The following is an 18,756-nucleotide window of genomic DNA, read 5'->3' on the forward strand; positions in this document are numbered from 1 at the left end:
ACATAGCCCGCGACGTTGTCGCTGTTTCGCAAGGCATCCTGCGGCGACATACGAGCCAGCATGAGCGCGCGATGAAAAAAGTAAACCTCTCCCGCTGCCTTCGTATGGAGGACATCGGGCATGTGGGCAAGCTCATGAATCAGTGTCGAAGCCCTTGAATCCATGGACGAGGAACTCTTCCTCAAGCCGRGAAAAGCACGCGAAATCATGATCTTGTGAAGGCCCGGAACCTGACAGACCGCAGCCACCACGCCTGAATCGCTCTCATCGACAACACAACCCAATGTCTCTGCAACGGACGCTGTTCTCGGCAGAAAGTCGCCGCACTTGAGCATGCTCAAGACGCCCTTCATCCTCCACAGCCCTTGCTCGATCCGGAAAGGGCCCATTCCTTCCACGGACCCAAACCACTTTTCGAAGCGGGTTTGCTCTTGAAGATCCCATCTCAGAATTGCTTCGTACCGTATGGATACATGCATCTTGGCGATGGCGACTGTTTCAGACATGTTGCGGCAAAAGTCCTTCTGCTCGACCAATGTCAGGTACGTTTTCATTTCCTCGGCGATTTCGGACACGGCGCCCCCTTGGTTGAAAGGGGACGCTATCAGGATTCAGATGCGATCGGCATTCAGAATCCACGGAGAGAGATTTCCGCCGGGCTATTCGACCGTTTCCATAAACAGTTGAAACGCCGCGAGCGCCGCGGCGCCGACCCGTGTTGGAACCCAAGCTCGCAAACAGCGAAAAGACTAAAAGGAAACGTAGCCGGACTTGGAGACGCTGCGCCAGGAGCTACTCCCATGGACAAGTCGCCTGGATGCTCAACGTCCGCGAGCTATTCGTCGGAGTCGCGCCGAAGCACTTTCGCCACCACCCCCCCCGCAAACCCCCGCGCCATCAAGAACCGCACCTGCCGGGCCCGCTCGGCCGCATCCTGCGGCAGGGCGTCGAAACGGCGGCGCCAGACCTCTCTCGCACGCTCGAGTTCGCTGCCCTGCAGTCCCGCCACCGCTTCGGCCACCGCCTCGGGGGCGATGCCCTTGTGCAGCAGCTCTTGCCGGACCCGGGCGGCGCCCATGCGGGACGCGCGCTGGTGCAGCACCGACTGCACCACCCTCGCCTCGCTGATGAAATCCTTGGCCGCCAGCTCGTCGAGGGCGACGGCCAGGGTGCCGGGCTCTTCCTCGTACTTCTTGAGCTTGCGCTCGAGTTCGGCGCGCGAATGCTCGCGCTGGCTCAGGAGGCGCAGGGCGCGCCCCTTGAGCGACGGCGCACTGAAGGCCATGGCGCGCGGATTACTTCTTGTCGGCCTTCTCGGCCTTGTCGGCCTTCTCGACCGCTGCAGCGTCGGCGTTCACTACCGCTTCGGCCAGCAGCGGAATGCCCAGCGACTCGCGCACCTTGTTCTCGATCTCGCGCGACAGATCGGGGTTCTCGCGCAGGAACTCGCGCGCGTTGTCGCGGCCCTGGCCGATCTTCTCGCCGTTGTAGGCATACCAGGCGCCCGACTTGTCGACGATCTTGGCGTTGACGCCCATGTCGATGATCTCGCCCTCGCGGCTGATGCCCTCGCCGAACAGGATGTCGAACTCGGCGGTCTTGAACGGCGGCGACACCTTGTTCTTGACCACCTTGACCTTGGTCTCGTTGCCGATGGCTTCGTCGCCCTTCTTGATGGTGCCGATGCGGCGGATGTCCAGGCGCACCGAGGCGTAGAACTTCAGCGCGTTGCCGCCGGTGGTGGTTTCGGGCGAGCCGAACATGACGCCGATCTTCATGCGGATCTGGTTGATGAAGATGACCATGCAGTTGGTCTTCTTGATGGTGGCGGTGAGCTTGCGCAGGGCCTGGCTCATCAGGCGGGCCTGCAGGCCGGGCAGCGAGTCGCCCATCTCGCCTTCGATTTCGGCCTTGGGCGTGAGCGCGGCGACCGAGTCGACCACGATCAGGTCGACCGCGCCGGAACGCACCAGCGAATCGACGATCTCGAGCGCCTGCTCGCCGGTATCGGGCTGGCTGATGAGCAGGTCGGACAGGTTGACGCCGAGCTTCTGGGCGTACTGGACGTCGAGCGCATGCTCGGCATCGACGAAGGCGCAGGTGCCGGCCTGGCGCTGCATCTCGGCGATGACCTGCAGCGTGAGCGTGGTCTTGCCGGAGGATTCAGGACCGTAGATCTCGATGACCCGGCCGCGCGGCAAGCCGCCGACGCCGAGCGCGATGTCCAGGCCCAGCGAGCCGGTGGAGACCACCTGGATGTCTTCCAGCGCCTCGCCTTCGCCCAGCCGCATGATCGTGCCCTTGCCGAACTGCTTTTCGATCTGGGCCAGGGCGGCCTGCAGGGCCTTGGCCTTTTCGCTGTTGGGGACCGAGATGCTGGTGCCTTTGACGAGTGCGTCCATTTGGGAAACTCCTTGAATATCAACGGGTTGCAGGAAATTCATCCTGCTGCTTTTAACCACAGGCTGGATGCTTGAACAGTAGTGTAGCGGCTGATACAGAACGAGGGCGCCATTTTTTGGTCAGTTTGCCTTACTATTCGGCCGCATGAAAATCCCCTCCGACGCCTGGCGCCAGACCCACCTGGGGCGCCTGCTGGGCCACGCGATGCGCCGCTTCGACGAGCGCGTGCTGGCACTGATGGCGCACGACCCCGAGGTGCCGCTGGCGCTGTCGAACCTGGCCGCCCGCGCACAGGTGAGCGCCGCCCACATCCACATCACGCGGCACTTGGCGCGCGAAGGCTCGCGGCTGACCGAGCTGGCCGAGCGCGCCGGCATGAGCAAGCAGGCAATGGGCCCGCTGGTCGACCAGTGCGAAGCCTGGGGCCTGGTCACGCGCGGGCCCGACCCGCTCGATGCGCGGGCGCGGCGGGTGCTGTTCACCCCCGACGGCCTGGCCTGGCTCGAGGCCTTCCGCAACGCCGTGACGCAGGCCGAGGACGAGTTCCGCGCCAGCGTCGGCAGCGAGATCGCCACCGTGGTAACCATCGGACTCGAAGCCTATCTAGCGACCTAGAATTCGAAGTTGTCTGGAGGCAAGGCACCATGCGAATACTCATTGCAGAAGACGACCAGGTGCTGGCCGACGCGCTGCTGCGCAGCCTGCGCACCTCGGGCGCGGCGGTCGACCACGTGGCGACCGGCTCGCAGGCCGATGCCGCGCTGATGACCAACAGCGAATTCGACCTGCTGATCCTCGACCTCGGCCTGCCCAAGCTGCACGGCCTCGAGATCCTCAAGCGCCTGCGGGCCCGGGGCTCGCAGCTGCCGGTGCTGGTGCTGACCGCGGCCGACAGTGTCGAGGAGCGCGTCAAGGGCCTGGACTACGGCGCAGACGACTACATGGCCAAGCCCTTCTCGCTGCAGGAGCTCGAAGCCCGCGTGCGGGCCCTCACGCGGCGCGGCATGGGCGGCACCAGCAACGCGATCAAGCATGGCCCGCTGGTCTACGACCAGGCGGGCCGGGTGGCGACCATCGACGGCAAGATGATCGAGCTGTCAGCCCGCGAACTGGGCCTGCTCGAGGTCCTGCTGCAGCGCGCCGGCCGCCTGGTCAGCAAGGACCAGCTGGTCGAGCGCCTGTGCGAATGGGGCGAGGAGGTGAGCCTCAACGCGATCGAGGTCTACATCCATCGGCTGCGCAAGAAGATCGAGAAGGGGCCGGTGCGCATCGCGACGGTGCGCGGACTCGGCTACTGCCTCGAGAAGATCCCTGGATGAAGCCCACCCCCGTTGCTTGCTCACTTCGTGTAGCCGCCTCCCCCCTCAAGGGGGCAACACCAGCGGCCCGGCAAAGCCGGTTCCGCGGTGTTCCACGAACGGGCCTCGCTGTGCGGGCCGGCTTGTTTCAAGCGTCGCAGATCATGCGATAGCGTTGTGGAAAACTGAGACAGCCTGCGGACGAGCCGGGTGAAACTTTTTCAGCGCGCGCAGCGCTCTCTCTTCGGCGAAATCCTCGACTGGATGCTCACGCCGCTGCTGCTGCTGGTGCCGGTCAGCATCGGCGTGAMCTGGCTGGTGGCGCAGGGCATCGCCAATGCCCCCTTCGACCGGGCCCTCGAATCCAATATCCAGACGCTGGCCCGGCTGGTCGACACGGACAATGGCCGGATCAAGTTCGTGCTGCCGCAGCCGGCGCGCGAGATCCTCGGCAGCGACGAAGTCGACCAGGTCTACTACCAGCTGCTCGACGGCCAGGGCACGCTGCTGAGCGGCGAGCGCGACGTGCCTTTCCCCAGCACGGACGACCCGCCGGTGCCGGGCGTGGTCTACCTGCGCAACGGCCAGATGCATGGCCGGCAGGTCCGCATCGCCTCGCTCTGGGTCGCCGGCAGCACGCCCGATGCGCCGCCGGCGCTGCTGCAGGTGGCCGAGACCCGCGAGAAGCAGTCGGTGCTGGCGACCGAGATCATCAAGGGCGTGCTGCTGCCGCAGTTCGCGATCCTGCCGCTGGCGGTGCTGCTGATCTGGCTGGCGCTGGTGCGCGGCATCAAGCCGCTGTCGGTGGTCGAGGCGCGGATCCGCGAACGCAAGCCCGGCGACCTGAGCCCGCTGGACGAATCCTCCGTGCCGCTCGAGGTGGTGCCGCTGGTGCTGTCGGTCAACGACCTGCTGAGCAAGCTCAACGACTCGATCGGGACCCAGAAGCGCTTTCTGGCCGATGCCGCGCATCAGCTCAAGACGCCGCTGGCGGGCCTGCGCATGCAGGCCGACCTGGCGCAGCGCGAAGGCGCCAACGCCGAGGAACTCAAGAAGTCGCTCAAGCAGATCGGCCGCGCCAGCGTGCGGGCCACGCACACCGTCAACCAGCTGCTGTCGCTGGCCCGCGCCGAGGGCAGCGGCGCCAACATCGGACGCCAGCCCTGCGACCTGGCCCGGCTCACGATCGAGGTGGTGCGCGAGGCCGTGCCGCGGGCGATCGACAAGCGCATCGACCTGGGCTACGAGGGCGCGGAGGCGGGCTCGCCCGGGGTGGTGTTCGAAGGCAATCCGACGCTGCTGAAGGAGCTGGTGCGCAACCTGGTCGACAACGCGATCAACTACACGCCCTCGGTGCCCGATCGGCCCGGCGTGATCACGGCGCGGGTGCTGGCCGATCCCTTCGGCCATGTCCTGGTGCTGCAGGTCGAGGACAACGGCCCGGGCATCGCGGAGCAAGATCGCGAGCTGGTGTTCCAACCCTTCTACCGGGTGCTCGGCAACGAGGCCGACGGCTCCGGACTGGGCCTGCCGATCGTGCGCGAGATCGCGCGCCAGCACTTCGCGACGGTCCGGCTGGAGGACGCGCACCCCGGCCAGCAGCCGCCGGGGACGCTGGTGAGCCTGAGGATCGATGCCAGCGAGAGCGAACGGCGCGCGCGCGAGGCGGGCTCGAAGGGCTGACGACCACGACACCTTCGGCTGCCGGCAGGCGTCAGGCCTGCGTCCACGGATCGATGAGACCGACCCCGGTCGCCGTGAAGTCGTCGACATTGCGCGTGACCACGTTGAAGCCATGCTCCAGCGCCGTGGCGGCAATCATCGAATCGCGGAACGACCTCGGATCGGGCACGTGCAGGCCGGCGCAATGAAGGGCCGTCAAGCCGTTGAAGGGCAGCACGCGGCCGTCGAAGTTGCGCAGCACCGCCTCGCACCAGGTCCGAAGCGCAACGCCCTGCGCCGGGTCCGTGCGTTCCATCCGGCGCACGCCGATTTCGAGTTCCAACGCTGTGATGGCCGAGAGGTAGAGCCGATTGGCCGGCTGCCGCGCCGCCCATTGACGCACCGCCACAGAAGGCTTGGGTTTGCCACGGCGCAACTCCGAGATCACATTCGTGTCGAGCAGAAACATGTCATTCGAGGTTGGCGGCTTGCACGCTGCCAGCCAGCCGGGGAGGCTCGAAGTCGAAATCTCCGCCTGGAACGGCGTCCATGAGGTCGAGCAGGCTGCGCGGCTTCTCGCTGGCCATCTGGTAGTAGTCCTCGATCTTGAGCAGCGCGTAGGCAGGCCGCCCGCGATCGGTGATGAACACCGGCCCTTCGGCCGCCGCGCGCTTGGCCGCGCTGACATCGCGCGTGAAATCACGGCTCGAAAAGGTATGCACGGTCATTGTCGCTCCCATCGCCAGTGTCGAACCGGCATTTGTTTGTATGTTGCGACAAAGTTGGATCTATCGCAATCCTTGGGGGTCTCAGCGCAGGCCTAAGGCTTTGCCGGCGGGTTCGGCCGGATCTGCAGCATCTCCGGCCGGACCTGCTGCTGCAGGCGCTGCGGCTCGGTCTCGCTGAACCGGGCAGGCTCGGCGCCGAAGAGGGCGAGGCCGCCGCGGGTCCAGACGAAATAGCCCAGGTTGGCGATCAGGAGTGCGACGACGACCCAGCGCAGCATCATCGCGAAACGCCCTGAGGGCGAACACTGACTTCGGAACTGCTGATCAGCTGGACGCCGGAGGCGGTGCGCACCAGCAGTTCGCCGCCCCAGCCCACGCCCTCGCAGTGCCCTTCGGTGCCGTCGCTGAGCCGAACGTCGCGGCCGCGCAGAATGTCGCGCGCAGCAAAGCGGGCCGCGAAGGGCACGAAGCCGCTCTCGTTGAAGAGCAGCACGTCGCGCAGCAGCGGCGCCGCGATGTCGCGCAGCACCTCGCCCGGCGTCGCGTCCGGACGCCATTCCTTCAGCCAGGCCGGCGGCGTGTTCATGCCCTGGGCCTCGCGCGGCCCGATGTTGATGCCGATCCCGATCACCAGGTAGCGCTCGGCGGTGTCCGGCTGGAGCAGGGCGGTCTCGATCAGGATGCCGACGAGCTTGCGCTCCTGCTTCCACAGGTCATTGGGCCACTTCAGCATCAGGCCGGCGGCCTGGGACGGGTCCAGGCTCTCGGCCACGCTGACGCCGACCGCCAGCGACAGGCCGGACCAGTCCCGCGGCGCCAGCGACAGGCCGAGCGAGAAGGTCAGCGAAGCAGGCTCCCCGGCATCCTGCGCGCTCTCCCAGTGTCGGCCCATCCGGCCGCGGCCGGCCGTCTGGCGCTCGGCCACCAGCAGCACCGGCGTGCAGTGGCCATCGCGCGCACGGCGCATCAGTTCGCTGTTGGTGGAGTCGATCTCGGCCGCCACCTCGACCCGCAGGCCGGGCAGCAACGGCGCCAGGCTCTGCGCGATCTCGTCCTCGAACCAGGGGGCGGCCATGCTGCTCAGCGCTTATCGGACTTTTCGGCCCTGGCGCTTTTCTTCTCGGCCTTCTTGCCGGATTTCTTCTCGCCCTTCTTCTTGTTCTTCTTGCTGCTCTTCTTCTTTTTCTTCTTTTTCACTTCGCCGCCGTCGTCGTCCTTCGGCGCCAGCAGCGTGCCCCGGCAGTCCGCGGTGCCGCACCAGCAGGGGAACTCGGACAACAGTTTCTCGGTGTAGGGCTCGTCGATGATCAAGCCGTAGTCGTAGCTCAACTCCTCGCCGGCGGCGATGTTGCGCAAGGCCTTGATGAAGATCCGGCCATCCTGCTCGTCGGCCTCGCAGCTCGGATCGCACGAGTGATTGATCCACCGCGCGGCATTGCCGTCGACGTTGCCGTCGATCACGCGGTCGTCGTCGATGTGGAAGTAGAAGGTGTGGTTGGGCTGGGCCGGGTCGTGCGGGTGCCGGCGCAGCGCTTCCTTCCACGAGATGACCTCGCCCTTGTACTCGATGAGCGTCTCGCCTTCTGCAATATCCTGCACGGCGAAGACGCCGTTGCCATGGACGCTGGAGCGCCGCGTCTGGATTCGGCGGCCGCCGGAAATGGGAGATTTGGAAGGCATCGCCGAAGTCTGTTAGTTTGAATATGTACGCATGCGCGTGCGCGTACGCACGCGAGAAGCGCCAGATTGTAAAGAGATGGCCCCCACGCTCCCCACTTCGTGTGGTTCGCTGCCCCCCGAGGGGGCCGCAGGCCGCCTTGGGGCGGCCCGGCGGCGGCCTGGTGGCCCCGTCCCGCCTCGCGTGAACGGCGAAAGGGAGACGGGCAACCGGGTCTGGTGCGTGCGGGTGAACAGAATGAATAGGATTGGTTGATGAAAACATTGGTGATTGCAGAGAAGCCGTCGGTGGCCCAGGACATCGTGCGTGCGCTCACGCCGGTGGCCGGCAAGTTCGACAAGCACGACGAGCATTTCGAGAACGACACGTACGTCGTGACCAGCGCCGTCGGCCACCTGGTGGAGATCCAGGCGCCCGAGGAGTTCGACGTCAAGCGCGGCAAGTGGAGCTTCGCCAATCTGCCGGTGATTCCGCCGCGTTTCGACCTGAAGCCGGTCGACAAGACCAAGACCCGGCTCAACGCCGTGGTCAAGCAAGCGAAGCGCAAGGACGTGACGCAACTCGTCAACGCCTGCGACGCGGGCCGCGAGGGCGAGCTGATCTTCCGCCTGATCGAGCAGTACGCCGGCGGCAAGGCGCCGCTGGGCAAGCCGGTCAAGCGCCTGTGGCTGCAGTCGATGACGCCGCAGGCGATCCGCGACGGCTTCGACCAGTTGCGCAGCGAGCAGCAGATGCAGGGCCTGGCCGACGCCGCACGCTCGCGCTCCGAGGCCGACTGGCTGGTCGGCATCAACGGCACGCGCGCCATGACCGCCTTCAACTCGCGCGACGGCGGCTTCTTCCTGACCACCGTCGGCCGGGTCCAGACGCCGACGCTGTCGGTGGTGGTCGAGCGCGAGGAAAAGATCCGCAAGTTCGTCAGCCGCGACTACTGGGAAGTACACGGCAGCTTCCTGGCCGAAGCCGGCAGCTACCCGGGCAAGTGGTTCGACCCGAACTGGAAGAAGCCGCCGCCCGGCCCCGACGGCGTGCCCGACCCCGAGCAGCGCGCCGACCGGGTCTGGAACGAGCGCGAGGCGCGCGAGATCGCCGATGCCGCCCGCGGCAAGCCGGCCACCGTCACCGAAGAAAGCAAGCCCACCACCAGCGCCTCACCGCTGCTGTTCGACCTGACCTCGCTGCAGCGCGAGGCCAACGGCCGCTTCGGCTTCAGCGCCAAGACCACCCTGGCGCTGGCGCAAAGCCTCTACGAGCGCCACAAGGCGCTGACCTATCCGCGGACCGACTCGCGCGCGCTGCCCGAGGACTACCTGCCGGTGGTCAAGGACACCATGAAGATGCTGGCCAACAGCGGCATGAAGCACCTCGCGCCCTTCGCCCAGCAGGCGGTCGACAACAACTACGTGAAGCCGTCGAAACGCATCTTCGACAACGCCAAGGTCAGCGATCACTTCGCGATCATCCCGACCTTGCAGGCCCCCAGCGGCCTGTCGGACGCCGAGCAGAAGCTCTACGACTTCGTGGTGCGGCGCTTCATGTCGGTGTTCTTCCCGAGCGCCGAATACCAGGTCACGACGCGCATCAGCACGGTCGAGCAGGGCGGCAAGAAGTACCCGTTCCGCACCGACGGCAAGGTGCTCGTCAAGGCCGGCTGGCTCGCGATCTGGGGCAAGGAAGCCGAGGACGACGAGAAGGAAGACGACAAGGACGGCAAGCGCCTGGTGCCGGTCAAGCCCGGCGAAGTGGTGAAGGCCGAAGCGGTCGACCTCAAGGGCCTGAAGACCCGGCCGCCTGCGCGCTATTCCGAAGCCACGCTGCTGGGCGCCATGGAAGGCGCGGGCAAGACCATCGACGACGACGAACTGCGCGAGGCCATGCAGGAGAAGGGCCTGGGCACGCCCGCCACGCGGGCGGCGATCATCGAAGGGCTCCTGGCCGAGAAGTACATGCTGCGCGAAGGTCGCGAGCTGATCCCGACGGCCAAGGCCTTCCAGCTGATGACGCTGCTGCGCGGGCTCGGCGTCGAGGAACTGTCCAAGGCCGAGCTGACCGGCGAGTGGGAATACAAGCTGGCGCAGATGGAGCACGGCAAGCTCAGCCGCGCGGCCTTCATGGCCGAGATCGCCGAAATGACCGAGCACATCGTGCGCAAGGCGAAGGAGTACGACCGCGACACGGTGCCGGGCGACTACGCGACATTGGCGACGCCGTGCCCGAACTGCGGCGGCGTGGTGAAGGAGAACTACCGGCGCTACAGCTGCACCGGCAAGGCGGGCGCTGGCGCAAGCGCCGACGCCCTTCGGCGTGCACAGGACGCCGCCGGCCAAGCCGGCAGCGAGCCCTGCGGCTTCTCCTTCGGCAAGTCGCCGGCCGGCCGCACCTTCGAGGTGGCCGAGGCCGAGGCGCTGCTGCACGACAAGCACATCGGCCCGCTGGAGGGCTTCCGCTCGAAGGCCGGCTGGCCCTTTACCTCCGAGATCATCCTGAAGTTCGACGAGGAAGCGAAGAACTGGAAACTGGAGTTCGACTTCGGCGACGACAAGAACGCCGACACCGGCGAGATCGTCGACTTCAGCCAGCAGGACACCGTGGGCCCGTGCCCGGTCTGCGGCGCGCCGGTGTTCGAGCACGGCAGCAACTATGTTTGCGAGAAGTCGGTGCCGACCACCACGCAGCCGACGCCGAGCTGCACCTTCAAGACCGGCAAGATCATCCTGCAGCAGCCGATCGAACGGGCCCAGATCGAAAAGCTGCTGGCCACCGGCAAGACCGACCTGCTCGACAAGTTCGTCTCGATGCGCACGCGCCGTGCCTTCAAGGCCTTCCTGGCCTGGAACAAGGACGAGGGCAAGGTGACTTTCGAGTTCGAGCCGCGGACCAGCAAGTTCCCGCCGCGCAAGACCTTTGCCAAAGCAGCACCGGCCGCCGCGAAGAAGGCGGCGGCGAAGGCTCCGGCGGCGAAGAAGCCGGCCGCCAAGAAGGCCGCCGCGCCCAAAGCGCCGCGCAAGGCGGGCGCGGGGCTCAAGCCCAGCGTYGCRCTGGCCGCGGTGATCGGCGCCGAACCGGTGGCGCGCACCGAGGTCATCAAGAAGCTGTGGGACTACATCAAGGCCAACGGCCTGCAGGACGCGGCGAACAAGCGCGCCATCAATGCCGACGCCAAGCTGAAGCCGGTGTTCGGCAAGGACCAGGTGACGATGTTCGAACTGGCCGGCATCGTCGGCAAGCACCTGAGTGCATGAAGGGATTCGCATGAAGACACTTCTTGCGGCGGCGTTCGTCGCCACGCTCTGCCTGGCAGGCTGCGCCTCGGGCGGCGCTTCCGGCAGCAGCGGCGCCGGCGCCACGGGCGGCAGCGGCATCACCGTGTTCGGCACGATAGACGCCGGCGTCAGCAACGTCCGCAACCAGAGCAAGTGATGCCGGGCGCCGGCGCGCTGGACTGCGCCTGGCTGCTGCCCGACCCCGGCGTCGAGCCCGCGCAGGCGGACGTCCGGATCGCGATCCACGGCGATCGCATCGCGGCCGTCACGCCGCTCGACCGGGCCGTGCCGGGGCCGCGCCGTCTGGCCTTGCCCGCGCTGTCAAACGCGCACGACCACGCGCGCACCTTCCGCACCGCGACCCTCGGCGCCTACGGCCACCCGCTCGAAAGCTGGCTGCCGTTCCAGGGCGTGCTGCCGGGCATGGACCCGTACCTGTGCGCGGCGACCTCTTTCGCGCGATCGGTGCGGCACGGCGTCGCCAACCTGATGGTCCACTACACGCGCGTGCAGGGCGGCATGGGCTATGCCGATGAGGCGCTCGCCGTGGCCCGCGCGGCGCGCGACGTCGGCGTGCGCATCGGCTTCGCGATCGCGATGCGCGACCGCCAGGGCATCGGCTACTGCGAGGATGCACAGGTGCTGAAGGCGCTGCGGCCGGGGATTCGCGATGCGGTCGCCGGCCGGCTGTCGGCCAGGCCGGTATCGCCGGCACAGCAGCTGGCGCAGGTCGACGAGGTCGCCGACAGCGTGCGCGAGGCCGGCCTGGAAGCGCACGTCACGGTGCAGTACGGCCCGACCGCGGTCCAGTGGTGCAGCACGCCGCTGCTCGAGGCGATCGCCCGGGCGTCGGCCGACACGGGGCGGCCGGTTCACATGCATTGCCTGGAGACGCGCTACCAGCGCCAATGGGCTGACGCGGAGCATCCCGACGGCATCGTTCGCTTTCTCGACGACATCGGCCTGCTGAGTCCCAGGCTCACGCTCGCGCATTGCGCCTGGGCGCGTCCCGGCGAGCTGGCCTTGCTCGCCGAAAGAGGCGTGACCCTCGCGGTCAACACCAGCTCCAACCTCGGCCTGAAGTCCGGCATCGCGCCGGTGCCCGAAATGCTGAAGCGGGGCTGCCGCATCGCGATGGGCCTCGACGGCGGCGCCCTCGACGACGACGACGATGCACTGCGCGAGATGCGGCTGGCCCATGCGCTGCACCGCGGCTGGGGCTTCGACACGACGATGACGCGCGGCCAGCTGTGGGACTTCGCGGCACGCCACGGGCCGCGCGCGGTGCGCGGTGGCGACGCCCGTGGCGGCCGCATCGCGACCGGCGAGCCCGCCGACCTGATCGTGCTGGACTGGGACGCGCTGGACAATGACAGCCTGTTCCCGGGCATCGACCCGCTGGACTTGCTGCTCGCCCGTGCAAAGGGCGCGCACGTCGCTCAGGTGTTCGTCGGTGGCCGGCGGGTGGTCGACGGCGGCCGCGTGCAGGGCATCGACGAGGCAGCCCTGAACGCCGAGTTGCTGGCCCGCATGCGCGCCGCGCTGGCCTCGGACGGCGCGCCGGCCGCCTGGCTGGCCACGGCACGGGCACTGGCCGAGGACCTGGCGCCCTTCTATCGCGAAGGGCGCTTCGGCTGCTGCTGACCGGATCGGCGCGCCGGAGTCCGCTTCAACGCCTCAGCAGCGCCTGCCGCAGCAGCCGTGCCGCACGGTTGCGGATGCGGCCCGGCGCGCTGCGCAACGGCCCCTTCGGGCTGACCTTGGCGGTCGCGCAGGCCCAGAGAAAGTCCTGCAGGATCGCCGTGTCGTCGACCGTGTCGGTGGCGCCGTAGGTGTGGAACTCCGGATGCCACTGGGTGGCGGCGATGTAGCTGCGGCCGCGGTCGGCCTTGCGGCGGATGGCCTCGGGGATGCGGTCGGGGATGCTCCAGGCATCGACCTCGAAGCCGGGCGCGAGGTCCTTCACACCCTGGTGGTGGATGCTGTTGACGCGCGCGCGTTCCATCCCGGGGTAGAGCTTCGAGAGCCTCGACCCGGGCGTGATGCTGATTTCGTGGAAGTTCTGGTCGTAGGCCTCGGCGTCGCGGTGCCGCAGGCCGTTCGGGTGCTGCGCCTCGATGTCCTGGTAGAGGGTACCGCCGAAGGCCACGTTGATCAGCTGGAGGCCGCGGCAGACCCCGAAGATCGGCTTGCCGGCCTGCTCGAAGGCCTCGACCAGGGCCAGGTCGTAGAGGTCGCGGATGCGGTCGCCGATCCAGGCGTCCTTGAGCGGGACCTCGCCGTAGCTGCCGGGCCAGACATCGGCGCCGCCGTGCATCACGACGCCGTCGAGCCACTCGGCATAGTGCGACAGCTTGGTGTCGCCGCGCGCGGTCTCGCCGGTCGGGCAGGGCACCATCACCACCATCGCGCCGGCCGACATCAGCCAGTGCGCGATCGATTGCTCCACGTACTGCAGGGTCTTGTTGGTGAACAGCGAGCGCCCGGGGTCGGCGTGGGAAAAGCAGGCCGACAGGCCGATCTTCAGGCGACCGGAAACGGTTTGATTCATCTCATAGGGGCAACGCGCGGGCGCACCGCACTGTTGACATGGCGTTCATTCTGAAACGATCCGAGCTTTCGTGCACGGCTCGTGGCCGCGGCGCGACATCGGACGGCTCGCGCGGTGGCATCATCATCGCGACCCAACGCAGGAGACAGTCGATGAAGACCATCCAGGGGCCCGCCATCTTCCTGGCCCAGTTCGCGGGCGACGCAGCGCCTTTCAACTCCCTCGACGCGATCGCCGGCTGGGCCGCGGGCCTGGGCTACAAGGGCGTGCAGATACCGAGCTGGGACGCGCGCATCTTCGACCTCCGGAAAGCGGCCGAGAGCAAGACCTACTGCGACGAGGTGAAGGGCACGCTGGCCAGTCACGGCCTCGAGATCACCGAGCTGTCGACGCACCTCCAGGGCCAGCTGGTGGCCGTGCATCCGGCCTATGACGCCGGCTTCGACGGCTTCGCCGCACCCGAGGTGCGCGGCGACCCGGCCAGGCGGCAGCAATGGGCGGTGCAGCAGCTGCACTTCGCCGCACAGGCATCGGCCCACCTCGGCCTGACGGCCCACGCGACCTTCTCCGGCGCGCTGGCCTGGCCCTACCTCTATTCCTGGCCGCCGCGCCCGGCCGGCCTGATCGAGGAGGCCTTCGACGAACTGGCGCGGCGCTGGAAGCCGATCCTCGACCGCTTCGACGAGGCCGGCGTCGACGTCTGCTACGAGATCCATCCGGGCGAAGACCTGCACGACGGCGTGAGCYACGAGATGTTCCTCGAGCGCGTCGGCAACCATCCCCGCGCGTGCCTGCTGTACGACCCGAGCCATTTCGTGCTGCAGCAGCTCGACTACCTGGCCTACATCGACCACTACCACGCGCGGATCAAGATCTTCCACGTGAAGGATGCCGAGTTCAATCCGACCGGCAAGCAGGGCGTCTACGGCGGCTTCCAGTCGTGGATCGACCGCGCCGGACGCTTCCGCTCGCTCGGCGATGGCCAGGTCGACTTCGGCGCCATCTTCTCGAAGATGGCGGCCTGCGACTTCCCGGGCTGGGCGGTGCTCGAATGGGAGTGCTGCCTGAAGCACCCGGAAGACGGCGCCCGCGAAGGCGCCGAGTTCATCGCCCGCCACATCATCCGCGTGGCCGACCGCGCATTCGATGACTTCGCAGGCGGCGGCGTCGACAGCGCCGCCAACCGAAGGATGCTCGGGATCGGCTGAACAGCGCGGCCCGGCGCTGGACAGCGACACCCCGCTCGCTAGATGCCCTCGGGCTTGCGCAGCGTCTGCATGCGGTCGATCGCATGGACCTTGATCCTGCGCACCTCGAGGCCCTGCCGCACCGTGAGTTCAATCTCGGCATCGGCCGCCGGGCGCTGCCAGAGCTTCTTGTAGAAGGCCTCCAGCGTATGGACCTCGACGCCGTCGATGGCCAGCACCACGTCGCCGGGCTGCAGCCCGGCCTCGAGCGCCGGGCCCCAGCGGTCGACCCGCACGACCTGCACGTGGCCGTCGCGCTCGAAGGACGACAGGCCCAGCCAGGGCCGCACGCTCGCCCGGGTGCGCCCGGTGGACTGCATCTCGGCCAGCACCGGGCGCAGCAGCTCGACCGGCACGAACATGTTGCCCGGCTGGCTGCGGTTCGGACCGCCCGCTTCACGCACCAGCAGGCTGCCGATGCCGAGCAGTTCGCCGTTGCGGTTGAACAGCGAGGCGCCGCTGTGGTTGGCGATCGGCGGACTGGTGAAGAGGGCGACGTCGATGTGGTACTCCCAGTTGCCCGAGAACGGCCGCGTCGCCACCAGGCGCGTAAACGCCACCTCGGTGCCGCCGCTGCCGCCGACAGCCGCCAGCAGGGGCTCGCCCGGCTGCAAGGCCGCCACGCCGGCCAGCGGCACCGGCTCGATGCCGGGCAGCGGAACGAGCGGGCGCACCAGTGCGAATCCGGTCGCCAGGTCGTAAGCCACCTGCCGCGCCGGCAGCCGGCGGTCGTCCTGGGTGAGCACCTCGATGGTCTCGGCCTCCAGCAGCAGGTAGCCGATCGTGAGGATCAGCCCATCGGGCCCGATCACCACCCCCGACCCGGTGCGCTGCCGCCCCAGGTTCTCGACGGAAGTGGCGCCCTCGGTGGCCATGACCTGCAGCGCAACGACCGCGTCGCCGGCCCGCTGGAGCGCCTGCACCTGCGCATCGGCCCGGGCGACGTCGGCCGGCGCGACGGAGGTGGCGAAGCGCGCCGCCTGCGCCGCGGGGGACAGCGCCAGCGCGGCGAGCAGGACGCCCGCCCACGCGGCACGCAGACGCCGGAACAAGCGCATCGACCGCAGGGCGAAGGGGTGGGTGTGCATGGCAGCGCTCCTTGGAACGGTGGTTCCGTGATGGTGCGCCGCAAGCGCAAGGCCCGCAAGCGCGGCCGACCGACCGAACGCCCGCCCGGGCGCCGGCACGCGCCTGCCCGGCTGTCACAAAACCGAAATAGCAACTGTCATGCCAGATCGGATACAATCCGGGGTTCGTTTCGATTTAACGACGAAGCACTTTCGTCATTTGCCGGCTGGCCTGGATATTCCGGGCCCTTCATTTCAAGCCTGCACCCACAGTGTGTTGGAGCGCCAGACCGGGCGCCCAAGATTTGCCACCACTGCCTTCGTACTTTGTTGAAGCGAACAGCGCGCTGTCCGCTCCGGTGGGCGCCATATCCGGCCGGCCTGCGCTCGTTTTATTCAAATTCAATTTCAGCATTCCGCGGCGTCGCGGGGTGCCAAGGCTTTCGATGGACATCATTCAACACAGCATCGCAGTGGGCAAGTACCTTGTCTCGCCGCTCATCAAGGACCTGGACGACGGCCGCTTCGCGGCATCGGTCTCGATCCGATCCGGCCGCGGCAGCGGCACGCACGACCGCGTGATGCGGTTCACGCCTCGTTTCGCCAGCCACGCCTCGGCGGTCCGCTACGCGATCGACCAGGGTCTGGGCTGGATTCGCGAACGCAGCGCAACGCCTACGCCTTTCGCTGCTTGATTCGGCACACCCATTTCCTATCCAATTACGACAACCCATTCAAAAGGTAATTCATGCCCAAGGAAGAACTGATCGAAATGAACGGCGCAGTGACCGAAGTGCTGCCTGACTCCCGCTACCGCGTCACCCTCGACAACGGCCACCAGTTGATCGCCTACAGCGGCGGCAAGATGCGCAAGCACCACATCCGCATCCTGGCCGGCGACAAGGTGTCGCTCGAGCTGTCGCCCTACGACCTGACCAAGGGCCGCATCACGTTCCGCCACCTGGAACGTCGCGGTCCCCCGCCGGTCGGCGGCAACAACTCGCAGCGTCGCTGACCCGCTCCGTGACAGGTCCCGCCACCGACTTCGCCACGCTGCCGCTGTCGCCGCAGGCGCTCGCGAACCTGACGCAGCTCGGCTACCTGCAGATGACGCCGATCCAGGCCGCCAGCCTGCCGGTGGCGCTGCTCGGCAAGGACCTGATCGCGCAAGCCAAGACCGGCAGCGGCAAGACCGCCGCCTTCGCGCTGGCGCTGCTGGCCAACCTCAATCCGCGGCGCTTCGCGGTGCAGGCCATGGTGCTGTGCCCGACGCGCGAGCTCGCCGACCAGGTGACGACGGAAATCCGCCGCCTGGCCCGGGCCGAGGAAAACATCAAGGTGGTGACGCTCTGCGGCGGCGTCGCGCTGCGCGGCCAGCTGGCCAGCCTGGAGCACGGCGCCCACGTGGTCGTCGGCACGCCGGGCCGCATCATGGACCACCTCGATCGCGGCAGCCTGAACCTCGAAGCGCTCAATACGCTGGTGCTCGACGAAGCCGACCGGATGCTCGACATGGGCTTCTTCGAGGACATCGTGAAGGTCGCCCGGCAGTGCCCGAAGGAGCGCCAGACGCTGCTGTTCTCGGCCACCTACCCCGAAGGCATCCAGAAGCTCGCGGCCCAGTTCATGAAGAGCCCGCAGCAGATCACGGTGCAGGCCCAGCACGAGGAAGGCAAGATCCGCCAGCGCTGGTACCAGGTGAAGAACACCGAGCGCCTGCATGCCGTGAGCCTGCTGCTGAACCACTTCCGGCCGCAAAGCTCGCTGGCCTTCTGCAACACCAAGCAGCAGTGCCGCGACCTGGTCCAGGTGCTGCAGGCCCAGGGCTTCAGCGCGCTGGCCCTGTTCGGCGAGCTCGAGCAGCGCGAGCGCGACCAGGTGCTGGTGCAGTTCGCCAACCGCAGCTGCTCGGTGCTGGTGGCGACCGACGTGGCCGCGCGCGGCCTCGACATCGCCGACCWCGAGGCGGTCATCAACGTCGACGTCACGCCCGACGCCGAAGTCCACATCCACCGCATCGGCCGCACCGGCCGCGGCGAGGCGCAAGGCCTGGCGCTGAACCTCGCCAGCTTGGACGAGATGGGCAGCGTCGGCAAGATCGAGCAGCTGCAGGGCCGCGAATCCGAATGGCATCCGCTGGCCGAGCTCAGCGCCGATGCCGGCGGACCGCTGCAGCCGCCGATGGCCACGCTGCAGATCGTCGGCGGCCGCAAGGAGAAGATCCGCGCCGGCGACGTGCTGGGCGCGCTCACCGGCGAAGCCGGCTTCACACGCGACCAGGTCGGCAAGATCAACGTCAACGAGTTCTCCACCTATGTGGCAGTCGACCGGCGCATCGCGCGCGAGGCTGCGCACCGACTTTCCACCGGCCGCGTCAAGGGCAAGACCGTCAAAGTGCGGCTGCTCGACGATGTGGCTTAATTACGTCCTTCGATTTCTTATCACCTGAGCTTTCCATGCCCAAGAAAATCCGCACCGAGGCAGACCGCATTGCCACCCCCAAGCCCGTTCCGCAACCTGGCTACAACGTCCCCAAGTCGGGCGGCGGCCAAAAGGTGAGCCTGGAGCGCGGCACCGCGACCCGCAGCAAGAAGAACCCCGGCAAGCGGGCCAAGAAGGGCGGCTGATCGCCGGCCGAGTCGTCTGCGCCCCGCCGCGCATTCACTCTCGAAACGCGCCTCCGGGCGCGTTTTTCATTGGATCCATCGCCAGCACCATGTCCGACGACTACCAGATCGACATCCCGCCCTCGTTCTTCGCGGTCTACACCGACGCCAGGCAGCGCCTCAGCGAGCCGATCGCGACCGTGCGCGCACGCTACGAGGTTTGCGAGGACCTGGCCTGCCACCTGGTGCAGCA

21 protein-coding genes are annotated in these 18,756 nt (G+C 67.6%); 11 read left to right on the forward strand and 10 right to left on the reverse strand.

From position 1 onward, the window contains the following. From AC1D2E_RS30005 to recA, 3 genes are all read right to left on the reverse strand, one after another. The coding region (locus AC1D2E_RS30005) for a M35 family metallo-endopeptidase (protein ID WP_478200781.1) at positions 1 to 575 on the reverse strand (575 nt) is incomplete at its 3' end. A gap of 260 nt (positions 576 to 835) precedes the next feature. Next, positions 836 to 1,285, reverse strand: coding sequence for a recombination regulator RecX (gene recX, locus AC1D2E_RS30010; RefSeq protein ID WP_478200782.1), 450 nt, complete (start codon positions 1,283 to 1,285; stop codon positions 836 to 838). A gap of 10 nt (positions 1,286 to 1,295) precedes the next feature. Continuing rightward, complete coding sequence (gene recA, locus AC1D2E_RS30015; RefSeq protein WP_478200783.1) at positions 1,296 to 2,402, reverse strand: recombinase RecA; 1,107 nt, start codon at positions 2,400 to 2,402, stop codon at positions 1,296 to 1,298. A gap of 145 nt (positions 2,403 to 2,547) precedes the next feature. On the opposite strand from recA, the gene AC1D2E_RS30020 reads away from it, so the two are divergent. The 3 genes from AC1D2E_RS30020 (at position 2,548) to AC1D2E_RS30030 (ending at position 5,384) form a co-directional block, all read left to right on the forward strand. Then, positions 2,548 to 3,018 (forward strand): MarR family winged helix-turn-helix transcriptional regulator, encoded by a 471-nt coding sequence (locus tag AC1D2E_RS30020; RefSeq protein ID WP_478200784.1) that lies wholly within the window; start codon positions 2,548 to 2,550, stop codon positions 3,016 to 3,018. 29 nt (positions 3,019 to 3,047) lie between these two features. Further along, entirely contained in the window at positions 3,048 to 3,722 is a 675-nt protein-coding gene (locus AC1D2E_RS30025; protein WP_478171374.1) for a response regulator, read from the forward strand. Positions 3,723 to 3,911: 189 nt separating this feature from the next. Next, positions 3,912 to 5,384, forward strand: coding sequence for a sensor histidine kinase N-terminal domain-containing protein (locus tag AC1D2E_RS30030; RefSeq protein ID WP_478200785.1), 1,473 nt, complete (start codon positions 3,912 to 3,914; stop codon positions 5,382 to 5,384). 31 nt (positions 5,385 to 5,415) lie between these two features. Here AC1D2E_RS30030 and AC1D2E_RS30035 read toward each other — a convergent pair whose 3' ends face one another. From AC1D2E_RS30035 to AC1D2E_RS30055, 5 genes are all read right to left on the reverse strand, one after another. Next, a complete protein-coding gene (locus tag AC1D2E_RS30035; protein ID WP_478200786.1) occupies positions 5,416 to 5,832 on the reverse strand; it encodes a PIN domain-containing protein in 417 nt (138 codons plus the stop codon). A gap of 1 nt (position 5,833) precedes the next feature. Beyond that, on the reverse strand, positions 5,834 to 6,091 hold the full coding sequence (locus AC1D2E_RS30040) for a type II toxin-antitoxin system Phd/YefM family antitoxin (protein WP_478171371.1): 258 nt from the start codon (positions 6,089 to 6,091) through the stop codon (positions 5,834 to 5,836). A 92-nt stretch (positions 6,092 to 6,183) separates the two neighbouring features. Next, the gene (locus AC1D2E_RS30045; protein ID WP_478110376.1) at positions 6,184 to 6,372 is read right to left on the reverse strand and encodes a sporulation protein; all 189 of its coding nucleotides are present in this window, start codon (positions 6,370 to 6,372) and stop codon (positions 6,184 to 6,186) included. Continuing rightward, positions 6,369 to 7,166 carry a biotin--[acetyl-CoA-carboxylase] ligase gene (locus AC1D2E_RS30050; protein ID WP_478200787.1) on the reverse strand — a complete coding sequence of 266 codons (798 nt, stop codon included), beginning with the start codon at positions 7,164 to 7,166 and terminating at the stop codon, positions 6,369 to 6,371. The genes AC1D2E_RS30045 and AC1D2E_RS30050 overlap by 4 nt, the downstream gene beginning before the upstream one ends. Positions 7,167 to 7,171: 5 nt before the next feature. Beyond that, a complete protein-coding gene (locus tag AC1D2E_RS30055) occupies positions 7,172 to 7,771 on the reverse strand; it encodes an SET domain-containing protein (protein ID WP_478171368.1) in 600 nt (199 codons plus the stop codon). A gap of 252 nt (positions 7,772 to 8,023) precedes the next feature. Here AC1D2E_RS30055 and AC1D2E_RS30060 point away from each other — a divergent pair, with 252 nt between their 5' ends. Genes AC1D2E_RS30060 through AC1D2E_RS30070 form a run of 3 tightly spaced genes read left to right on the forward strand, consistent with a single transcriptional unit; the run spans position 8,024 to position 12,676 of the window. After that, positions 8,024 to 11,011, forward strand: coding sequence for a DNA topoisomerase III (locus AC1D2E_RS30060; RefSeq protein ID WP_478200788.1), 2,988 nt, complete (start codon positions 8,024 to 8,026; stop codon positions 11,009 to 11,011). A 10-nt stretch (positions 11,012 to 11,021) separates the two neighbouring features. Beyond that, positions 11,022 to 11,189 (forward strand): hypothetical protein, encoded by a 168-nt coding sequence (locus tag AC1D2E_RS30065; protein ID WP_478171366.1) that lies wholly within the window; start codon positions 11,022 to 11,024, stop codon positions 11,187 to 11,189. Continuing rightward, a complete protein-coding gene (locus tag AC1D2E_RS30070; protein WP_478200789.1) occupies positions 11,189 to 12,676 on the forward strand; it encodes an amidohydrolase family protein in 1,488 nt (495 codons plus the stop codon). The genes AC1D2E_RS30065 and AC1D2E_RS30070 overlap by 1 nt, the downstream gene beginning before the upstream one ends. Before the next feature lie 25 nt (positions 12,677 to 12,701). Here AC1D2E_RS30070 and AC1D2E_RS30075 read toward each other — a convergent pair whose 3' ends face one another. Continuing rightward, entirely contained in the window at positions 12,702 to 13,583 is an 882-nt protein-coding gene (locus AC1D2E_RS30075) for a gamma-glutamyl-gamma-aminobutyrate hydrolase family protein (RefSeq protein ID WP_478200790.1), read from the reverse strand. Between the two features lie 152 nt (positions 13,584 to 13,735). Here AC1D2E_RS30075 and AC1D2E_RS30080 point away from each other — a divergent pair, with 152 nt between their 5' ends. Further along, positions 13,736 to 14,791 (forward strand): sugar phosphate isomerase/epimerase family protein, encoded by a 1,056-nt coding sequence (locus AC1D2E_RS30080; RefSeq protein WP_478200791.1) that lies wholly within the window; start codon positions 13,736 to 13,738, stop codon positions 14,789 to 14,791. A gap of 38 nt (positions 14,792 to 14,829) precedes the next feature. On the opposite strand, the gene AC1D2E_RS30085 is transcribed toward AC1D2E_RS30080, so the two are convergent. Further along, positions 14,830 to 15,918, reverse strand: coding sequence for a S1C family serine protease (locus AC1D2E_RS30085; RefSeq protein WP_478200792.1), 1,089 nt, complete (start codon positions 15,916 to 15,918; stop codon positions 14,830 to 14,832). A 425-nt stretch (positions 15,919 to 16,343) separates the two neighbouring features. Here AC1D2E_RS30085 and AC1D2E_RS30090 point away from each other — a divergent pair, with 425 nt between their 5' ends. Genes AC1D2E_RS30090 through AC1D2E_RS30105 form a run of 4 tightly spaced genes read left to right on the forward strand, consistent with a single transcriptional unit; the run spans position 16,344 to position 18,524 of the window. After that, positions 16,344 to 16,592 carry a hypothetical protein gene (locus AC1D2E_RS30090; protein ID WP_478200793.1) on the forward strand — a complete coding sequence of 83 codons (249 nt, stop codon included), beginning with the start codon at positions 16,344 to 16,346 and terminating at the stop codon, positions 16,590 to 16,592. A 53-nt stretch (positions 16,593 to 16,645) separates the two neighbouring features. Then, positions 16,646 to 16,912 (forward strand): translation initiation factor IF-1, encoded by a 267-nt coding sequence (gene infA, locus AC1D2E_RS30095; protein ID WP_286371838.1) that lies wholly within the window; start codon positions 16,646 to 16,648, stop codon positions 16,910 to 16,912. Between the two features lie 8 nt (positions 16,913 to 16,920). Then, positions 16,921 to 18,318: an ATP-dependent RNA helicase DbpA gene (dbpA, locus tag AC1D2E_RS30100; protein WP_478200794.1), complete on the forward strand. Its 1,398-nt coding sequence runs from the start codon at positions 16,921 to 16,923 to the stop codon at positions 18,316 to 18,318. A 35-nt stretch (positions 18,319 to 18,353) separates the two neighbouring features. Next, on the forward strand, positions 18,354 to 18,524 hold the full coding sequence (locus AC1D2E_RS30105; protein ID WP_286371840.1) for a hypothetical protein: 171 nt from the start codon (positions 18,354 to 18,356) through the stop codon (positions 18,522 to 18,524). Positions 18,525 to 18,756 lie beyond the last annotated feature (232 nt).

It is taken from the genome of Variovorax sp. P1_H2 (genome assembly GCF_056405295.1).

What these genes read in the sequence shown, in the direction of transcription:
- recA (WP_478200783.1), bottom strand. Translation starts at nt 2,402, where the DNA reads ATGGACGCACTCGTCAAAGGCACCAGCATCTCGGTCCCCAACAGCGAA.
- AC1D2E_RS30045 (WP_478110376.1), bottom strand. Translation starts at nt 6,372, where the DNA reads ATGATGCTGCGCTGGGTCGTCGTCGCACTCCTGATCGCCAACCTGGGC.
- AC1D2E_RS30105 (WP_286371840.1), top strand. Translation starts at nt 18,354, where the DNA reads ATGCCCAAGAAAATCCGCACCGAGGCAGACCGCATTGCCACCCCCAAG.
- AC1D2E_RS30020 (WP_478200784.1), top strand. Translation starts at nt 2,548, where the DNA reads ATGAAAATCCCCTCCGACGCCTGGCGCCAGACCCACCTGGGGCGCCTG.
- AC1D2E_RS30035 (WP_478200786.1), bottom strand. Translation starts at nt 5,832, where the DNA reads ATGTTTCTGCTCGACACGAATGTGATCTCGGAGTTGCGCCGTGGCAAA.
- AC1D2E_RS30090 (WP_478200793.1), top strand. Translation starts at nt 16,344, where the DNA reads ATGGACATCATTCAACACAGCATCGCAGTGGGCAAGTACCTTGTCTCG.
- AC1D2E_RS30025 (WP_478171374.1), top strand. Translation starts at nt 3,048, where the DNA reads ATGCGAATACTCATTGCAGAAGACGACCAGGTGCTGGCCGACGCGCTG.
- recX (WP_478200782.1), bottom strand. Translation starts at nt 1,285, where the DNA reads ATGGCCTTCAGTGCGCCGTCGCTCAAGGGGCGCGCCCTGCGCCTCCTG.
- infA (WP_286371838.1), top strand. Translation starts at nt 16,646, where the DNA reads ATGCCCAAGGAAGAACTGATCGAAATGAACGGCGCAGTGACCGAAGTG.
- AC1D2E_RS30065 (WP_478171366.1), top strand. Translation starts at nt 11,022, where the DNA reads ATGAAGACACTTCTTGCGGCGGCGTTCGTCGCCACGCTCTGCCTGGCA.
- AC1D2E_RS30050 (WP_478200787.1), bottom strand. Translation starts at nt 7,166, where the DNA reads ATGGCCGCCCCCTGGTTCGAGGACGAGATCGCGCAGAGCCTGGCGCCG.
- AC1D2E_RS30055 (WP_478171368.1), bottom strand. Translation starts at nt 7,771, where the DNA reads ATGCCTTCCAAATCTCCCATTTCCGGCGGCCGCCGAATCCAGACGCGG.
- AC1D2E_RS30040 (WP_478171371.1), bottom strand. Translation starts at nt 6,091, where the DNA reads ATGACCGTGCATACCTTTTCGAGCCGTGATTTCACGCGCGATGTCAGC.
- AC1D2E_RS30075 (WP_478200790.1), bottom strand. Translation starts at nt 13,583, where the DNA reads ATGAATCAAACCGTTTCCGGTCGCCTGAAGATCGGCCTGTCGGCCTGC.
- AC1D2E_RS30070 (WP_478200789.1), top strand. Translation starts at nt 11,189, where the DNA reads ATGCCGGGCGCCGGCGCGCTGGACTGCGCCTGGCTGCTGCCCGACCCC.
- AC1D2E_RS30085 (WP_478200792.1), bottom strand. Translation starts at nt 15,918, where the DNA reads ATGCACACCCACCCCTTCGCCCTGCGGTCGATGCGCTTGTTCCGGCGT.